This window comes from Pseudoxanthomonas sp. 22568, from assembly GCF_052044485.1.
GTDB lineage: Bacteria > Pseudomonadota > Gammaproteobacteria > Xanthomonadales > Xanthomonadaceae > Pseudoxanthomonas_A > Pseudoxanthomonas_A beigongshangi.
In genome coordinates, this window is sequence record NZ_JBQENC010000005.1 from 86,448 (window position 1) to 102,074 (window position 15,627).

Here is a 15,627-nt window from a genome sequence, read left to right on the forward strand (position 1 = left end):
GATACGGCAGGCGATGTGTTCAGGCGCACGACGCTGCGTGGCGCCGCTGGAACGATCGCCCTCAGCGCGGCTGGCGGCCCAGGCGGCGATCGAAGAAGCGCGCGATCAGGCCATAGGCTTCCTGCGACTCCGGCAGATCCGGATACACGAAGAAGGCATGCCACAGGCCATCGAACAGCACCAGTTCCGCATCCACGCCCGCGCCCAGCAGCCGGCGCTGCATCGTGCTCACCGCGCTGACCGCGAAGTCGCGCCCGCCGGCCAGGAACAGGGTGGGCGGAAACTTCGCGAGCAGCTCCGGCGACTGGCCGGGATAGGCGACCGGGTCGTCGGCCTGCGCGGTACGCAGGTACGGCAGGCTCGCGCCACCGTCCGATTGCAGTGGCGGCACGCCGACCGCCAGTTGCCCCAGGGTCGCCGAATCCCCGGCGAATAGCAGGCCGGTGCCGCAGAAGTTGCCGATCGCGCCGGGACGTGGCAGATCCCGCTTCAGGATCCGCGCGGTGGCCTGCGCGGTCAGCATGCCGCCGGCCGAACAGCCGTAGATGCCGATGTTCTCCGCGCGGTACTGCTTGAGCAGCTCGCGGTAGACGGCTTCCACGTCGTCCACCGCGGCCGGGTAGGGATGCTCGGGCGCCAGCCGATAATCCACCGTCACCACCCGGATGCCGGCGACCGCGGCAATCGGCACCGCTTCCACCAGCGCACCGCTGCCCGAGCCCCACATGAAGGCGCCGCCGTGCAGGTTGATCAGAACCCGCTGCGCGTTGTCGCCCTGCGCGCCTGCCTGCGGATCCACCACGTGCACCGGCACGCCGCCGATGCGGGTGGCTTCCACCTTGGCCGGATAGCGGCGCTCGGCTTCGGCCAGGCGGTCGTCGTTGTAGCGCTGGTAGAAGCGCCGCTGATCGGCGATGTCGGCCGGATTCGGCCCCTTGCCTTCGCGGGTTTCGGCCAGCATCCGCTCGAACTGCGCACGCGCCTCGGCGCTGGCGAACCGGCTGTAGGGCAGCGACGTGGCCGGCATCGCCACGGTTTCCGGCGCGGCCGGCTTGTCCTGTGCGATCGCCGCCAACGGCGCCGACAGCGCCGACAAGCCCAGGGCGAGACGCAACATCGCGTGGCGCCGGTGCGCGGTGAAAAGCAGGTTCTTCGTCATCATTTTTCCTTTCCGGATTCGGCCGCGGGCGCCGCGTCAGGCGGCGGCAGGGCAAGGAACACCGTGCTCCAAAGTTGCGCGGCGTTGGATTCGTCCTCGTGCGCGCCCTGCGCGCCAAACGGCTCGACCTGATAGCGGCCGTCGCGGTACGACCACGACCACAGCTCGGAGGTGCGCACCGCATCGGCGGCGCGGATCGCCCGCCACAGCCGGGCCTGCGCATCGCCCAGTACGGCGCGTGCCTCGGCCGGCAAATCGTCCCGCGCCAGTTGCCGTCGCAGGCCGGCCGCCAGCACCGCCTGCTGCCAGGCCCACACCACCGTGCCGTGGTAGGCGGCGCTGCCCAGGTGTGGCCAGACCTCGCGTTCGGCATAGGCGGGGTTGGCGACCAGCAGGCCCACGTCGGTCATCAGGCCGGCCGGGAAAGGGCGCATCAGGTTGCCGACATCGCGCGCCAGGGATTGCGCATCGGGTTGCCCGAACAGCAGGCGGAAGCCTTCATCCGAATGCAGCACCGGCACCGGCCTGCCCTGCGCATCCAGCGCGAGCGCCGCGAACGCCAGCTCGCCGTCACCCAGCGCATCGAGCGCCGCGCGACCCGGCACGCCGGCCTCGGTGGCGTAGGCACGGATCTGTTCCGCCGCGCGCGCGTTCGGCAACCGCACCGTGAACAGTTCCGCCGCGCGTCGTTCCCAGATATCGGCGCGTCCCGCGGCGGCGCGCAGCTGCGTGCGCTGTTCCGCACTGGTGTAGCCGTCCAGCAGGCCGCTGTCGAGGAATCCGCTCATCGCGCGCAATGCCGCCGGCATCCATACCGCGTTGACGTCGTAGGGATAGCGGCCGCGTCCCAGCCCCTCATTGCTGTCGCGCCACTGTCCCACCGGCTTGTCCGGCTTGAGCGCGATCAGGTTTCGATACGCGGGCTCCTCCGCGAACGCGCGGCTCTGCTCCGCCACGAACAACAGGTTGCGCACCAGCGTTTCGCCGTTGCGACCCTGTTCGCCCCGGCGGGCGAGGAAATCACGGGCGCGCGCCTGGCCGCGCGCATCCTCCAGCAGCCAAGCCGCGGCCACCGGCGGCAGCATATAGTCGTCGTCGATCATCGTGTAGTCGTAGATCGGCGCGGCGGACGGCGTGCCCTGTTCCTTGCGATGGCGCAGCACCGCGAACTCGCCGATGTCCTCCTCGTGGGCGACTTCGCCATTGGGCGCCAGGCGCGCCAGCACCGCGCCGATGCCGGCCTCCACCGCCTCCGGTTGCAGCACCGGCATCAGCAGGCGCACCGACATCAGGGTGTCGCGGCCGAAATAGGTGTCGAAGCGCCAGGAGCCGGCCAGGAATTTCTCGTGGTAGCTCAGGAATCGCAGCGCCTGGCGGCTGCGCAGGTCGGCCGTCGCGCGTTCGTTGAGCAGGCCGGCGGCGCTGAACGGAACCAGCGGGGTTTCCCCGGTCGAGGCGTGGATGCGCAGCCGCAGCGGTTCACCGGCGCGGTTCGCGCGCAATACGATTTTCCCGTCCTCGCGCTCGAAGCGGCCGTTCCCGGCCTCCAACGCGATGGCGTAGCCCGGCGCGCCATCCAGGCGATTGCGTTTCCAGCGGACCGCATCGGCGGAGACTTCGGGCTGCGCGGCGGTCTCCGCCGGATAGGCCTGGCCCAGCTGGTAGTCGCGCAGCACGCGCACGCTGCCGAGCACCGCATCCTTCACCACCAGCCGGGGCGCATCGACGCTGGCCTCGGCCACGATGCCGTTCCAGGCGTGCCCATTGTCGCGGTGGCGCTCGCCCTTGACCTGCCCCAGTGTCCACCGCACCGGCGTGGCCGCCTCCTCGAACCAGACGCCCACGCCGCTGTTGCCCGCCGGAAACGCCACCAGCACGCGCGGCCGGTTGCCGGAGCTGAGCAGCAGGTGCGCGGCGATGTCGCCCTCCTGGTGGAACGCGTTTTCGATCCGTCCTTCGGTGATGCGGAACTGCAGCGGCGCGTCGACCGGCGCGCGATCGTAGGCCAGCGCCTGGCCCATCGCCGGCAGCGCCAGCAGGCCGGCAAGAAGCAGCCGGGCACAGGCATTTTTCAGGAGCAAGGGCATCTTGCGGGAAGCGGCGAGGGACATCGGTTCAAGATCCTCCCGCCGGCACGGCCGGCGTGCCGGCGGGCGCGTGCGCGGCGCGGTTGAGCAGGGTCAGCGACAGCAGCAGCACCGCCATCGGCAGCAGCAGCAGGTAGAAGGCGCGCGAGCCGTCGAAATGGGCGAACAGCTGCCCGGTGATGAAGGATCCGGTGGTGCCGCCCAACGCGGAGAACACCACGATCAGGCCGGTCATCGCCGCATGCCGCGCTTTCGGCAGCGCGCTCAGCACGACCGAATTGATGGTCGGATAGATCGGCGCCATGAACAGGCCGATCAGCGGGAACACATAGGCGGCCACTGGCGCGTCCCACCAGCTCGCATCGGTGCGCGGCTGCACGTTGGCCGCCAGCGGCAGCGCCAGCAGCACCAGCGCCGCCATCGCCAGCACGCAGGTGGCCAGCAACCAGAACCAGGGCAACCGCCGCAGCAGGATGCCGCCGCCCAGACGGCCCAGCGCCAGCGAGCCGGCGAAGATACCGGCCGCCTGTACGCTGAGGGCGGTGGGCAGGTGCAGGATTTCGCGGTTGAAGGTCGGCAGCCAGGTGTTGATGGCCTGTTCCATCAGCACGTACAGGAAAGCCGAGACCAGGAACACGATCACCAGCGGGCGCGCCAGCAGACGGAACATGTCGGCGAAGGATTCGCCGACCGCATGGCCGTCGCGCGCCTGCGATTCATCCATCGACGAACCGGCCAGCAACAGGATCACCGCCACGCACAGCCCGGCGATCACCCAGTAGACGTCGAGCCATACCGGATCGCCCGGCGTGTCGGGATTGATGAAGGCGGCGAACAGCCAGGCGCTGCCGAGGATGCCGACCATGAACCAGCCTTCCACGGTGCTGGTCAGTCCGGCATGCGCGCGCTCGCTGTCGGTCAGCAGGCCGATGCTGGAGTAGACCGAAACCTTCACCAGCGCGAACGACACGCCGACCGTCACGTACAGCAGCTTGGTGGCCCAGAACGACTGCAACAGCGGCATGCCGGCGCAGGCCAGCGCCACCAGCCCCAGGCCGAGCATCATCGCCCGCCGGTAACCCAGCCGCGGCAAGGTCGAGGCGACCAGGAACGAGGCGATCGCGATCGGCAGATCCTTGAACGCTTCCAGCGTGCTCGCCGACGCCTTGCTTACCCCGAATCCCTGGATGACCTGCAGGATCACCGCGCCGACCGAGTTCAGCAGCATCGCGAAGATCATGTAGGTCAGGATCAACCCGAGGACCATGCGGGTTCGATTCATTGCTTGCTCCGGGCCATGCCGCCAGGCGGCCGCCGCACTGTGTCATCGCCGGGGCGACAAGGGAACCCGCCGCGCGCGATCGTGCGGCCGCGCGCGACGGGTGAAAGAAATCCGGGGACGCCTCCCGGGAGAGGAGGTTCAGGCGGCGTCCCCGGCGTGGCTCACCAGCTGTACTTGGCCTGGAAGTTGACCTCGCGGCCCTCCAGCGGACGCGCCAGCAACACGCCACCGGCGGTGGTCGCCGAACCGAAGATGCGCGAATTGCTTTCGGTCAGTCCCAACTCGTTGGTCATGTTGGTGCCGCGCAGATTGAACTGCCAGTTCTCGCCCACGTTGGAAGTGACGCCGAAATCCAGCGTGTGGTACGAGCCCAGTTCCTGCAGGCCCGACTGGTCCTGGGTGTGATCACCCACGTAGGTGTAGGTCACGTACGGGGTGATGTCGCCCCAGCCCAGCTCGAAGCGGTAGCTCGGGGTGAACATGGCGCGGAACTTCGGCTGGCGCTGCAGTTGCTGCCCTTCGATCGGCGCGCAGTTGTCCTCGCCGTTGATGTCGGTATACGGCAGGCACGCGTCATAGTCGGTGTACTCGCCGTCCAGGTAGTTCGCCACCAACTGCAAGCGCAGGTTCTCGATCGGGGTCAGCGCGCCGATGAAGTTGACACCGTGCGACTCGGAGCCATAGATGCGCGGGCTGCCGACCGGCGTGCCCAGGCCATCGGTGGGCTGGTACTGCAGGCCGCTGAACACGCGCCGATAGGCGCTGATATCCGCATACAGCAACGGCGACTGGTACTTGAAGCCGATTTCGTAGTTGCGGATCTTCTGCATCGGCGGGTAGTTGTCGTTGGTGGTGCCGCGGATGCCGTTGTCGAAGTCCAGGAAGTGGCCACCGGTGTTGACGCGGCCATACATGGACATGTTGTTGGTGAACGAATAGTTGGCACCCGCCGTCCACGACGGATGGGTCTTCTCGTAACGGTTGCGGGCATAGGTGCCGTTGCACAGCTCGACGTTGTTGTCGTAGATGGTGTTCGGATCGCCGTCCAGGCCACCGGTTCCCGCATTCACCGGACTGCGATTGCAGACATTGCTCTTGGCATCCTGGTTCTCGAGGCGGCCGGACAGATCGAACAGCCACTTGCCGACCCGCCAGGAATCAGACAGGTACAGCGCCACGTTGGTGGCCTTGCCGTTCTGGGCGATGTGGAAGCCGCTGAAGTCGGCGAAGCCCTGCGGATTGGTGCGGTAGAAGGTCTCGCCGCCATCCACGTAGCTCACCACGATCGGGCGCGCATTCGGCTCGTTGGCCATCAGCATCTGGTTGCCCAGCGACCACTTGTCATCCATGGTGTAGTGGTTGACGTACAGGCCCACCGTCAGGGTATTGCCCTCGAACAGCTCCTTGCTCAGGCGGAAGTCGTTGCTGAAGCTCTTCAGGTGCTTGTGGATATGCCACCAGCCCTGCTGGATCACGCTCTGGGTGAGCGGCACCGCGCCGCCGTTGATGTAGTTCGCGGTGGCCACCGATCCGGCCGGAAGCTCAAAGCCGCCCGGCGTGCCGTCGGTGAACAGCATGTCCTGCAACGAAACCGGATTGTTGCCCGAGAACAGCGCATTGGTATCCATGTCGCCTTCGTTGAACAGAAAGCGATCGCTGATCGACCAGCCGTTGTCGAAGGAGTAGTCGAAGTTGCCGCCGAACATGAACAGCTTGGCGCCGCGGCCGTCGGCCAGATCGGCGTTCTTGCCGCCACCGGGATAGGTCGGCAGCCACACGTGCTGCATGTACTTGCTGTAGTAGGTGTCCTTCAGCGGATCGAAACCCGGATAGGCGCTGAAGTTGTCGGTACCGCGCTGGATCAGCGGAATCGGGGTGATGAACTGGTTCTTGTCGTTGAGGTAGCGGGTGTACAGGGTCAGCCGGCCGGCATCGAAGTCGTGCGAGAGGGTGGCGGTCAGCTGGCCGCCCTTGTCCGCCTTGAACTGCGGATCGCGCACGCCGTCGGATTCGCGCCAGAAACCGCCGATGCTGCCGTACCAGCCTTCAGCCACCTTGAAGCCATAGAAGCCGTCGAGCCGCCACAGGCCTTCGTTGCCGTAGGTGAGGCCGACGCTGCCGGATGGTTCCTCGGTGCCGGTCTTCAGGAAGAAGTTGGCGCTGGCGCCCATCTGGCCGTCGGCGAACACCACCGACGGGCCGCCCTGCAGGATTTCCACCGATTCGATGGTGTCGTCCAGGCGGAACATCGACGTGGTCTCGAAGAACGACAGGGTCGGCATGCCGTACAGCGGCGAACCCATCAACAGCGTGGAGAAATACGGCGCGTCGCCGCCGCCGGGAAAGCCGGCGATCTCGATGTTGGCACCGGTCTGGCCGCCGGTGGATTCGGGCCACATGCCGGGCGAAATCTTCAGCAGGTCAGCGGTGCTCTTGGGATTGGCCTGTTTGATCTGCTCCGCGTTGGCGGTGACGATGTTGAAGCTGGCTTCCAGCTTCCTCACGCCGCCAGCGGTGGCCGTACCGGAGACCACCACCGTGTCCAGCGTGGTGGCCTGGCTTTGGCCCTGCTCGGCAGGTGCCTGTTGCGGTTGTTGTTGCGGCGTCTGCTGCGCGGGCGTGCCGGCATCCTGTGCCAGCACGGCGGATGGAGCCAGTGCGGCGGCGATCGCTACGGACAGGGCGTAGCGGATCAGGTTGGTCTGTTGCATGTGTTCCCTCCACTTTTTCAACAGGTTGAGATAATCCGCCGCGGCTTCTGACGGCCGCGTGCGGTCACGAAGAAACGAAGTCCCTCACACGGAACGCGGCGATGTCCGGCAATACCGCGTCGGCCTGCGGCAGGCTGTCCGCGCTGCCGATGCCGATGGCGGCCATGCCGGCGGCGTGGATGGCCTCGATACCGGCCACCGCGTCCTCCACGCCGATGCACTGGGCTGGCGGGACGCCGAGCGCGGCGGCCACGTCCAGGAAAATTTCCGGATCCGGTTTGGCGCGACGGATGCGCCCGGAGTCGGCGATGTAGTCGAAGCGATCCGCGATGCCCAGCTTGTCCAGCAGCAGCGGCGCGTTGCGGCTGGCCGAGGCCAGTCCGATCTTCAGTCCCGCCGCGCGCGCTTCATCCAGCACCCGGATCACGCCGTCGAACAGATCGCTCGGGCCGAACCGCTGGATGGCCTGCACGTAGTAGCCATTCTTGCGGTCGGCCAGCGCGCGCCGCTCCCCGTCGTCGTAGGTCCGCGATGCGCGTTCCAGGATGATCGCCAGCGATGCCATCCGATCCACGCCCTTCAGGCGCTCGTTGACCTGGCGGTCGAACGGCACGCCGATTTCGTCGGCCAGCCGCTGCCAGGCTTCGTAGTGGGTGTGCGCGGTATCGGTCAGCACGCCGTCCAGATCGAAGATCAGCGCGCGCGCCTGGCGCGGGAAGGTCGCCCGCACCGCTTCCAGCGGTCGCGCCAGCGGCTGCAGCTCGGCGGTACCCGGCGACAGCAGCAGCGGCTCGCCCGCGTGGAGGATGGCCAGCTCATCGCCCTCTTCCAGGCGGTAGCGCACGCCGTCGGCGGCCACGTCCACCCGCAGCACGCAGCCACGCCAGCGCAGGTTGAAGCCGTAGCCCTGCCACGCTTCCGGCAGGGTCGGCGCGAATGACAGCCGGCCGTCCTCCACCCTCATCCCGGCGAAGCCTTCGGTCAGGCCCAGCCAGCTGCCCGCCAGCGCCGCCATGTGAACGCCGTGATCGGTGTTGCGATGCAGGTCGTCCAGATCCACGCGCAGGCTGGCGTCGAAATAGCGCCAGGCCTTGTCCGCGTGGCCGACTTCGTTTGCGAGGACGCCGAACACCGGCGCCGACAGGGTCGAGTCATGGGTGGTAACCGCTTCGTAGTAATCGAAGCTGCGGCGCTTGCGACGCGGATCGAGTCCCTGGCCCGCCAGCACCAGCCCCATCACCACGTCGGCCTGCTTGCAGATCTGGTGGCGGTACAGGGTGAGCGGGTGGTAGTCCAGCAACAGCGGGCGGTGTTCGCCGCTCGCCGGCGGGAACGGCCAGCGCGGCTTGTCGAGGAACTCGTCGTCCTGCGCGTAGACGCCCTGCGCCTCGTCATAGGGCAGGTACATCGCGTCGGCGGCGCGGGCCCACGACTCGACTTCGATTGCTTCCAGCGCGAGCCGGGCGGCGAGTTCCGCCAGCACTTCAGGCCGTTCCTGGCGCAGGCGGTGCCACGCGGCCACCGCGCGGCGCAGGTGCTGCTGGGCCATGCGGTTGGTGTAGAAATTGTTGTTGACCAAGGTGGTGTATTCGTCCGGCCCGGTCACTTCGTGGATGCAGAACGCGCCGCCCTGGCGTGGATTGAAATGCCCGACCTGCGGCCAGATCCGCGCGGTCTCGAACAGCATCTCCGCGCCCGCTTCGGCAAGGAAGTCCACATCGTCGCTGGCGTCCAGGTACAGGCCGATGCCGTAGGCCACCGCCGCGTTGATGTGGTATGCGGCCGAACCGCTGGGATAGTGCGCCGAGCATTCGCCGCCATCGATGGTGCGCCAGGGATACAGCGCGCCCGTCGGGTGGTTCATCTCGCGGGCATGCGCCCGCGCCGCGTCCAGGGTGCGGAACCGGTAGCGCAGCATCGCGCGAGCGACGTCCGGCGCGGTGAACGCCATCACCGGCAGCACGAAGGCCTCGGTATCCCAGAAGCAATGGCCTTCGTAGCCCTCGCCGGTCAGTCCCTTGGCGGCGGTGCCATCCACGCCGTTGCGGCCGGCCGATTGCAGCAGGTGGAACAGGTTGAAGCGCAGCGCCTGCTCGGCGCCGGCATCGCCGTTCACCGACAGCCCCGCCCGCTGCCAGAAGCCGGCCAGCGTGGCCGCCTGCGGCGCGGCAAACCCATCGAATCCGGTATCGACCGCGCGTTGAAGCAGTCGCGCCAGTTCGTTCGCACGCTGCGCCATGTCGCCGTCGTGGACGTAGGCGACGAACTTCTCCACGCCGACCTCGTCGCCGGGCACCAGTCGGCCGTCGAAGCGCTGTTCGACCCGTCCGGCCGTCGCCTGCGGCGGCTGCGCGAGCAGGCCCGCGCCGACGCGATGATGCTGTCCGCAGCTGAGTTCGAACCCGCGATGCGGCGCGCGTTGCGCGATCCAGGCCATCCCGTCCGCGCTGCCGCCGCCGATCGCCAGCAGCCCTTCGCCGCCGCCGGCGCCGATGCGTGGATCATCTCCTTGGGCGACCGCCTGCCGACCGCTTTCGATCGAGGACACCAGCGCGATTGGTCCGCCGTAGTCGACCGAACGCACCCGGAAACGGATCGCCAGCAGCGCATGCTCGGCGAACGGAACCACCCGTTCGGCATGGATTTCCAGCGTGTGCCCCCCTGCCGTGCGGATGCGCAGGCGACGGCGCAATTGTCCCTGGCGCAGGTCCAGTTCGCGTTCGAACGCCAGCCATTCGGCCTGCGCGAGGTCGACGACTTCCTCGCCCAGCAGGATCCGGATGCGCTTGCCCTCGGCGACCGGAACCCGGGTATCGGTGTTGCGGGCGAATCCGGCCAGGCGCTCGTGGTAGTGGATGGCGTTCTGTTCGAACGCCGCCGCCAGGAAACTGCCGTCACTGGCGCTCTCCTGTTCCTCGAAACCACCGCGCACGCCCAGGCCGCCATTGGCCAGCGCGAACAGGGTTTCGTCGCGGGCGCGGCGGCGCGGATCGAACGCCGTCTGGCGCAGACGCCAGGGATCGTCCGCCATGGCCATGCCGGCGGTGTCCACCGGCGCCCTGTCCTGCCACTCGCCCACGTGCGCTTCCTCCATTCGCCCTGCCGTCCAGGGACCGTGCGGAGGCACGCTAGGGATTCGTTGTTATCGATGTCAAGTTATCGATAACAAATGCAGGGAGCGGCGGGCCCATGGCGGCCGCGCAGCCGTCCAGGCCACATGAAAATTCCGTTTCAGGACAGTGGCTTAGCCTTCCGCCAGATGACGTCGGCACGGGCGGAGCCGCACCATCGCGCCTCCCCTGTACACGTTGCGCCGCAGCAGATTTTTGCGCTCAGGTGGCGCGGACCACCAGATGGGTGGGCAGCGTCTCCGAGCTGGCCGGGTCGCCGTCGATCAGCCCACGAATCTTGCGGGCGAGCAGGACGCCGGCGTCGACGAAGTTCTGGTGCACCGAACTCAGCGGCGGGACGTAGGTGGCCCCCAGGGGAGTGTCGTCGTAGCCGATGACCGAAACGTCCTCGGGTACCCGCCGGCCGCGCTCGATCAACGCGCGGATGGCGCCGATCGCGAGCAGGTCGCTGGCGGCGAACAGCGCATCGATCTGCGGATGCTTCTCCAGCAGCGCATGCACCGCCTCCGCACCGGCATTGACGGTGAAGCTGGCGACCGATGGGGTCAGCGGCACGATGCCGTACTTGCCCAGGGTGCCGGCAAAGCCTTCCAGGCGCTCGGCGAACTCACCGTGCGCGGGGTCGCCCAGGAACACCGGCCGGCTGCGGCCCAGCGCGATGAACCGCTCCGCCGCCAACGCGCCGCCACGCCGGTTGTCGCTGCCGACCACCACCTGCGATTCGTGCCGGCTGACGGCGCCCCACACCACCATCGGCCTGCCCCAGCGCTGCACTTCGTGCATGGCGTCCTCGTTGGCGCCCTGGCCAAGCAGGATCACGCCATCGGCGGCCTGCACGTTGGGCAGCGCGCCGCCCTGCAGCGAGGTCAACAGTACGCTGTAGCCGGTGGTGGTCAGCTCCTGGGTGATGCCGCCCAGCAGGTCCAGCGGATACGGCCCGGACATCTGCCGCTCCAGGGTCGGCTTCATTTCCACCACCACCGCCACCGTCATGCTGCGGCGCAGGCGCAGGTTGCGCGCGCTGACATTGAAGGAATAACCGTACTGGCGGGCGATCTCGCGGATGCGCTCGCGGGTTTCCGCGTTCACCAGCGGACTCTCGCGCAGCGCGCGCGACACCGTGATGGCGGAAACCCCCGCGACCTTCGCCAAATCCGCCATGGTCGGATTTTCACCGGAGGCCGGCGACAGGGGCGCGGCCCCGCGCGACGCGACGCGGGAGCGTGGGGAGGACTTGGACGGACGCCGGCTCATGCGGATCAGTGTCGCATGCGCCCGGCCTCGTGGCGCGCGATATGGGTCTCGACCGGCGTGGCCGCGACAATCCGGACCACTTCCGGCAACAGCAGATCTTCCAGCCGCTTGAATCGCAGGCAGCTCTTGCCCATGTCCAGCCTCTTGCCGGCATTCGCGTAGGCCTGCCGCAATTCCGCTTCCACCGGCGAATCGGCATAGACGCACATCAGGTACAGCGCGTAGTGGTTTTTCTGCGCGGCCAGCGCCACGAAAGAAAGCGGCTGGCGATTGTAGGTCTCCGGATAGCGGGAAAGCGGAACCTCCCAGCTGATCATTCCCCAGTTCATCCGCTCCTCGTAGCCCGGCGGCAGATGAAGATTGATCGCATCGCGCACGCTCGCGATTACGTCACGTCGCTCCGCCGGCAGTCCGGCCAGGTACGCCTCGACGGTGGCGGCATCGCTGCGGGGCATGACGCATCTCCTGATGGCGCGAGCGACCTTAACCCAATCCGTGTGTCGCGCCAACGCGTCCGTCCTCGACCTTGAAAACGAATTTGCGCCGAACAGTCTGCTGAACAGTTCCGCGTCGTGTCGACAAACGAAAAATGAACGTTCGCTGGATATCGCTGTTGTTGTAAAAGATTCATTTCGCGGACTTGTCTCCATTCATGCGTGGGTCGTTACGGTGCGCACGCCCCAAAAGCATCGGGCCAGAAAAACAGAAAAAGGAGATCCCCCATGAACAAGTTCCGCACCCTCACCCTCGCCGCTTCGCTGCTGGCGTTCGCCCCGGCCGTCTTCGCGCAGGACAGCACCGCGTCCTCCGATCACAAGCGCTTCGCCGTCGTCGGCGGCTACGCCGTGCAGAAGGTCGATTCCAAGCCGGTGGACAACTCCAGCCTGGATCTGGACGGCGGTTCCGCCGCCACCCTGAGCGCCAGCTGGTACGTCACCCCGGCGATCGCTGTCGAACTGTGGGGCGCCGCCGACAAGTTCGAGCAGCGCGTGCGCGGTGACCAGGGCAAGCTGGGCAACATCGATTCGCAGCCCTACGCCCTGAGCGCCCAGTACCACTTCCGCAACAGCGATGCGCCGATCCGTCCGTTCGTGGGTCTGGGTTACTACCAGGCCAACTACAGCGGCGGCTACAACATCACCGACGGCGCGGGCCAGCACTTCGGCCTGGAAGACACCAAGGGCGCCATCGGCACCGTGGGCGTCGACTTCAACATCAGCCCGTCGTGGTTCGCCCGTGCGGATGCCCGCTACATGCATGGCGACAGCGAGATCACCGGCAACGGCGAGCGCATCGGCCAGAAGGCGGATCTGAATCCGTGGACCGTCGGCATCGGCATCGGCGCGCGTTTCTAAGCGCCAGCCCCGGTCACCGACCGGCATTGCACCTGGAACAGCGAAGGGCCCCGTCATCGGGGCCCTTCGTTTTTATGACTCAACGGCGCAAGCGCCGCAGTCGCCGATGCAGGCCCCAGGTGCTCGCAAGCGCATAGCCCAACAGCAAACCCGCCAATCCGGTCAGGCCCGCATGCAGATCACCGGCCAGCACCTGATCACGCGACCATGCCAGGCCCTGCTGGAAGATCTGGACCAGCCCCAGCAGGATCCGTCCGGCCACCAGCAGGGTCAACAGCAAGACCAGCCAGGGATTGGGCGTATGAAACAGGCCCGCCTCGCGCCATTCGAAGCGACTCGTGGCGACGCCCAGCGTACCCAGCCCGATGCCAGCCCCCAACCCCAGCGCGGCCTGCGACAACTGATGCGGCCACCAGATCTGGAAGACGGCGCTGAGCAGCAGGAACACGACAAGCCCCACCCACAACAGCCCCAGATTCAAACGCACCTGCCACGGCCAGACGCGCCGGGTTGCTTTGCCGCGGTGGTAGCGCTGCCACAACGACCAGGGAAACAGGATCAGCCACAGTGCGAGCAGCAGCATCAGTCCCAGCGGCAGGAGCAGCAGCCAGGGCACCTCAGGGATGCTCCGCCTCGGCATGCGCGGGCTCGCGGCGCAGCAGATAGAAACCGCTGGCGACGATGATCCCGGCGCCGATCCAGGTGACGCCGTCCGGCAACACGCCCCACAGCGCCACGTCCAGCACCACGCCCCAGATCAGCGCGGTGTACTCCAGCGGCGCGATCAGCGAGGCTTCGCCGCGCCGAAATGCCTCGGTCAACGCGACCTGCGCCAGCGAACCGGCGACTCCGATGCCGGCGATGATCCACCCGTCCGCCGCCTGCAGTGGCTTCCATCCGGGCCAGGCCAGCGCGAGCGCCGCGACCGACAGCAGGGCCATGAACCAGACCACCATCGACTGGGTGCTGTCCCGCTGCGCCAACAGGCGCACGGTGATCGCGCCGGCGGCGTAGCAGATCGCCGCCACCAGCACGGCCAGCCCGCCGGCGGTCATCATGCCTTCGCCGGTGGGACGCAGGATGACCAGCACGCCCAGCAGGCCGACCGCGATCGCAAGCCAGCGCCCCAGGCCAACCCGCTCCCTCAGCAGCGGCCCGGCCATCGCGGTCACCAGCAGCGGCGCGACGAACGTGATGGCATAGGCCGTGGACAGCGGCATGCCGCGCAGGCCATAGACGAAACCGGCCATCATCGCCACGCCGAGCGCACCGCGCAGCAGGTGCAGCGGCCAGTGGATGCGCAGCAGGCTGCCGGGCGGGACGGTCAACAGCGCCCACGCCAGCACGAACGGCAGCGACGACAACCCGCGCAACGCGGCCACCTGCAGCGGCGGATAGTTCGCCGACAGCAGCTTCAGCCCGGCATCCATCAGGGCGAACAGGAGCACGGCCAGCAGCATCAGGACGATGGCGGCGGAATGGGGATGTCGGCGCATGCCGCATTATGGCGTCACGGGAGCGCGCCCGCCCATGGATTAGAATGGCCAACCCCCGAATCCATGTTTCCGCCCGCCATGCCCTCCTTCGACGTCGTTTCCGAAGTCAACCAGCACGAACTCACCAACGCGGTCGACCAGGCCAACCGCGAGCTTTCCAACCGCTTCGACTTCAAGGGCGTGGATGCGAAGTTCCTGCTGGAAGAGAACACCATCACCCAGACCGCGCCCAGCGATTTCCAAGTCAAGCAGATGACCGACATCCTGCGCGCGCGCCTGATCGCCCGCAGCATCGACACCCGCTGCCTGGAGTTCGGCGACGTCGAGACCAACCTGGCGCAGGCCAAGCAGAAGGTCACCGTCAAGCAGGGAATCGAACAGAAGCTGGCCAAGAAGATCGCCGCGACCATCAAGGAAGCCAAGATCAAGGTCGAAACCCAGATCAACGGCGACAAGCTGCGGGTCACCGGCAAGAAGCGCGACGATCTGCAGGACGTCATTGCCCTGCTCAAGAAGACCGAACTCGAGCTGCCGTTGCAGTTCGAGAACTTCCGTGACTGATTCCGTGCTGCCCGGCGCCGGCGACGCCGCGCCGGATCCCGTCGCTGCGACCCGCCGCTGGATCGAGCGCGCGGTCATCGGCCTGAACCTGTGCCCGTTCGCCAAGGCGGTCTACGTCAAGGAACAGGTACGTTTCGTGCTGAGCGACGCCACCACGCCGGAAGCCCTGCTGGAACAACTGGCCGAGGAACTGGTGCTGCTTCGCGACACCGATCCCGCGCAGATCGACACTACCCTGATCATCCATCCGGAAGTCCTGACCGACTTCCTGGACTACAACGACTTCCTCGACAACGCCGACGCGGCGGTCGAGGCTTTGGACCTGCAAGGCGTCCTGCAGGTTGCCAGCTTCCATCCCGACTACCAGTTCGCCGGCGCCGCGCCCGACGACATCAGCCACTACACCAACCGCTCGCCCTATCCCACCCTGCACCTGCTGCGCGAGGACAGCGTGGAGCGCGCGGTCGCCGCCTTCCCCGATCCCGACGTGATCGTCGAACGCAACATCCAGACCCTGGACCGCCTGGGTCACGAAGGCTGGCGCAAGCTGCTCGCGGATTGACCAACTCGTCGCTCCATTTGTAGGAGCGA

General features: G+C 67.4%; 13 protein-coding genes. 4 read left to right on the top strand and 9 right to left on the bottom strand.

The annotated features are described in order from the left end of the window. Positions 1 to 61: 61 nt before the first annotated feature. The 7 genes from ACTJI2_RS07945 to ACTJI2_RS07975 form a co-directional block, all read right to left on the bottom strand. Positions 62 to 1,159: an alpha/beta hydrolase gene (locus ACTJI2_RS07945; protein ID WP_440841672.1), complete on the bottom strand. Its 1,098-nt coding sequence runs from the start codon at positions 1,157 to 1,159 to the stop codon at positions 62 to 64. Further along, positions 1,159 to 3,270: a hypothetical protein gene (locus ACTJI2_RS07950; RefSeq protein WP_440841673.1), complete on the bottom strand. Its 2,112-nt coding sequence runs from the start codon at positions 3,268 to 3,270 to the stop codon at positions 1,159 to 1,161. The genes ACTJI2_RS07945 and ACTJI2_RS07950 overlap by 1 nt, the downstream gene beginning before the upstream one ends. 4 nt (positions 3,271 to 3,274) lie before the next feature. Further along, positions 3,275 to 4,528 (bottom strand): MFS transporter, encoded by a 1,254-nt coding sequence (locus ACTJI2_RS07955; protein ID WP_440841674.1) that lies wholly within the window; start codon positions 4,526 to 4,528, stop codon positions 3,275 to 3,277. Between the two features lie 161 nt (positions 4,529 to 4,689). After that, entirely contained in the window at positions 4,690 to 7,239 is a 2,550-nt protein-coding gene (locus tag ACTJI2_RS07960; protein WP_192199081.1) for a TonB-dependent receptor, read from the bottom strand. A gap of 64 nt (positions 7,240 to 7,303) precedes the next feature. After that, positions 7,304 to 10,318 carry a beta-phosphoglucomutase gene (pgmB, locus tag ACTJI2_RS07965; protein ID WP_440841675.1) on the bottom strand — a complete coding sequence of 1,005 codons (3,015 nt, stop codon included), beginning with the start codon at positions 10,316 to 10,318 and terminating at the stop codon, positions 7,304 to 7,306. Between the two features lie 253 nt (positions 10,319 to 10,571). Next, entirely contained in the window at positions 10,572 to 11,531 is a 960-nt protein-coding gene (locus ACTJI2_RS07970) for a LacI family DNA-binding transcriptional regulator (RefSeq protein ID WP_183640736.1), read from the bottom strand. 98 nt (positions 11,532 to 11,629) lie between these two features. Beyond that, the gene (locus tag ACTJI2_RS07975; RefSeq protein ID WP_183640734.1) at positions 11,630 to 12,079 is read right to left on the bottom strand and encodes a DUF1801 domain-containing protein; all 450 of its coding nucleotides are present in this window, start codon (positions 12,077 to 12,079) and stop codon (positions 11,630 to 11,632) included. Between ACTJI2_RS07975 and ACTJI2_RS07980 the strand changes: the two genes are divergently transcribed. Continuing rightward, positions 12,078 to 12,350, top strand: a complete 273-nt coding sequence (locus ACTJI2_RS07980) for a hypothetical protein (RefSeq protein WP_440841677.1) — start codon at positions 12,078 to 12,080, stop codon at positions 12,348 to 12,350. The genes ACTJI2_RS07975 and ACTJI2_RS07980 overlap by 2 nt on opposite strands. Continuing rightward, positions 12,347 to 12,979 (top strand): OmpW/AlkL family protein, encoded by a 633-nt coding sequence (locus ACTJI2_RS07985; protein WP_141454340.1) that lies wholly within the window; start codon positions 12,347 to 12,349, stop codon positions 12,977 to 12,979. Before ACTJI2_RS07980 ends, ACTJI2_RS07985 begins: the two co-directional genes overlap by 4 nt. 79 nt (positions 12,980 to 13,058) lie before the next feature. Here the strand turns inward: ACTJI2_RS07985 and ACTJI2_RS07990 are convergent, their stop codons facing one another. Both ACTJI2_RS07990 and ACTJI2_RS07995 read right to left on the bottom strand, forming a co-directional pair. Beyond that, positions 13,059 to 13,595, bottom strand: a complete 537-nt coding sequence (locus ACTJI2_RS07990; RefSeq protein ID WP_440841678.1) for a DUF1453 domain-containing protein — start codon at positions 13,593 to 13,595, stop codon at positions 13,059 to 13,061. 1 nt (position 13,596) lies between these two features. Continuing rightward, on the bottom strand, positions 13,597 to 14,475 hold the full coding sequence (locus tag ACTJI2_RS07995) for a DMT family transporter (protein WP_440841679.1): 879 nt from the start codon (positions 14,473 to 14,475) through the stop codon (positions 13,597 to 13,599). Positions 14,476 to 14,553: 78 nt separating this feature from the next. Between ACTJI2_RS07995 and ACTJI2_RS08000 the strand changes: the two genes are divergently transcribed. After that, on the top strand, positions 14,554 to 15,036 hold the full coding sequence (locus ACTJI2_RS08000) for a YajQ family cyclic di-GMP-binding protein (RefSeq protein WP_141454342.1): 483 nt from the start codon (positions 14,554 to 14,556) through the stop codon (positions 15,034 to 15,036). After that, entirely contained in the window at positions 15,029 to 15,598 is a 570-nt protein-coding gene (locus ACTJI2_RS08005; protein ID WP_440841680.1) for a DUF1415 domain-containing protein, read from the top strand. The genes ACTJI2_RS08000 and ACTJI2_RS08005 overlap by 8 nt, the downstream gene beginning before the upstream one ends. The last annotated feature ends 29 nt before the right edge of the window (positions 15,599 to 15,627 follow it).

Bases quoted from the DNA above. Each gene is read 5' to 3' on its own strand.
- ACTJI2_RS07945 (WP_440841672.1), bottom strand. From the start codon at position 1,159: ATGACGAAGAACCTGCTTTTCACCGCGCACCGGCGCCACGCGATGTTG.
- ACTJI2_RS07950 (WP_440841673.1), bottom strand. From the start codon at position 3,270: ATGTCCCTCGCCGCTTCCCGCAAGATGCCCTTGCTCCTGAAAAATGCC.
- ACTJI2_RS07955 (WP_440841674.1), bottom strand. From the start codon at position 4,528: ATGAATCGAACCCGCATGGTCCTCGGGTTGATCCTGACCTACATGATC.
- ACTJI2_RS07960 (WP_192199081.1), bottom strand. From the start codon at position 7,239: ATGCAACAGACCAACCTGATCCGCTACGCCCTGTCCGTAGCGATCGCC.
- ACTJI2_RS07970 (WP_183640736.1), bottom strand. From the start codon at position 11,531: ATGGCGGATTTGGCGAAGGTCGCGGGGGTTTCCGCCATCACGGTGTCG.
- ACTJI2_RS07980 (WP_440841677.1), top strand. From the start codon at position 12,078: ATGACGCATCTCCTGATGGCGCGAGCGACCTTAACCCAATCCGTGTGT.
- ACTJI2_RS07975 (WP_183640734.1), bottom strand. From the start codon at position 12,079: ATGCCCCGCAGCGATGCCGCCACCGTCGAGGCGTACCTGGCCGGACTG.
- ACTJI2_RS07985 (WP_141454340.1), top strand. From the start codon at position 12,347: ATGAACAAGTTCCGCACCCTCACCCTCGCCGCTTCGCTGCTGGCGTTC.
- ACTJI2_RS07995 (WP_440841679.1), bottom strand. From the start codon at position 14,475: ATGCGCCGACATCCCCATTCCGCCGCCATCGTCCTGATGCTGCTGGCC.
- ACTJI2_RS08000 (WP_141454342.1), top strand. From the start codon at position 14,554: ATGCCCTCCTTCGACGTCGTTTCCGAAGTCAACCAGCACGAACTCACC.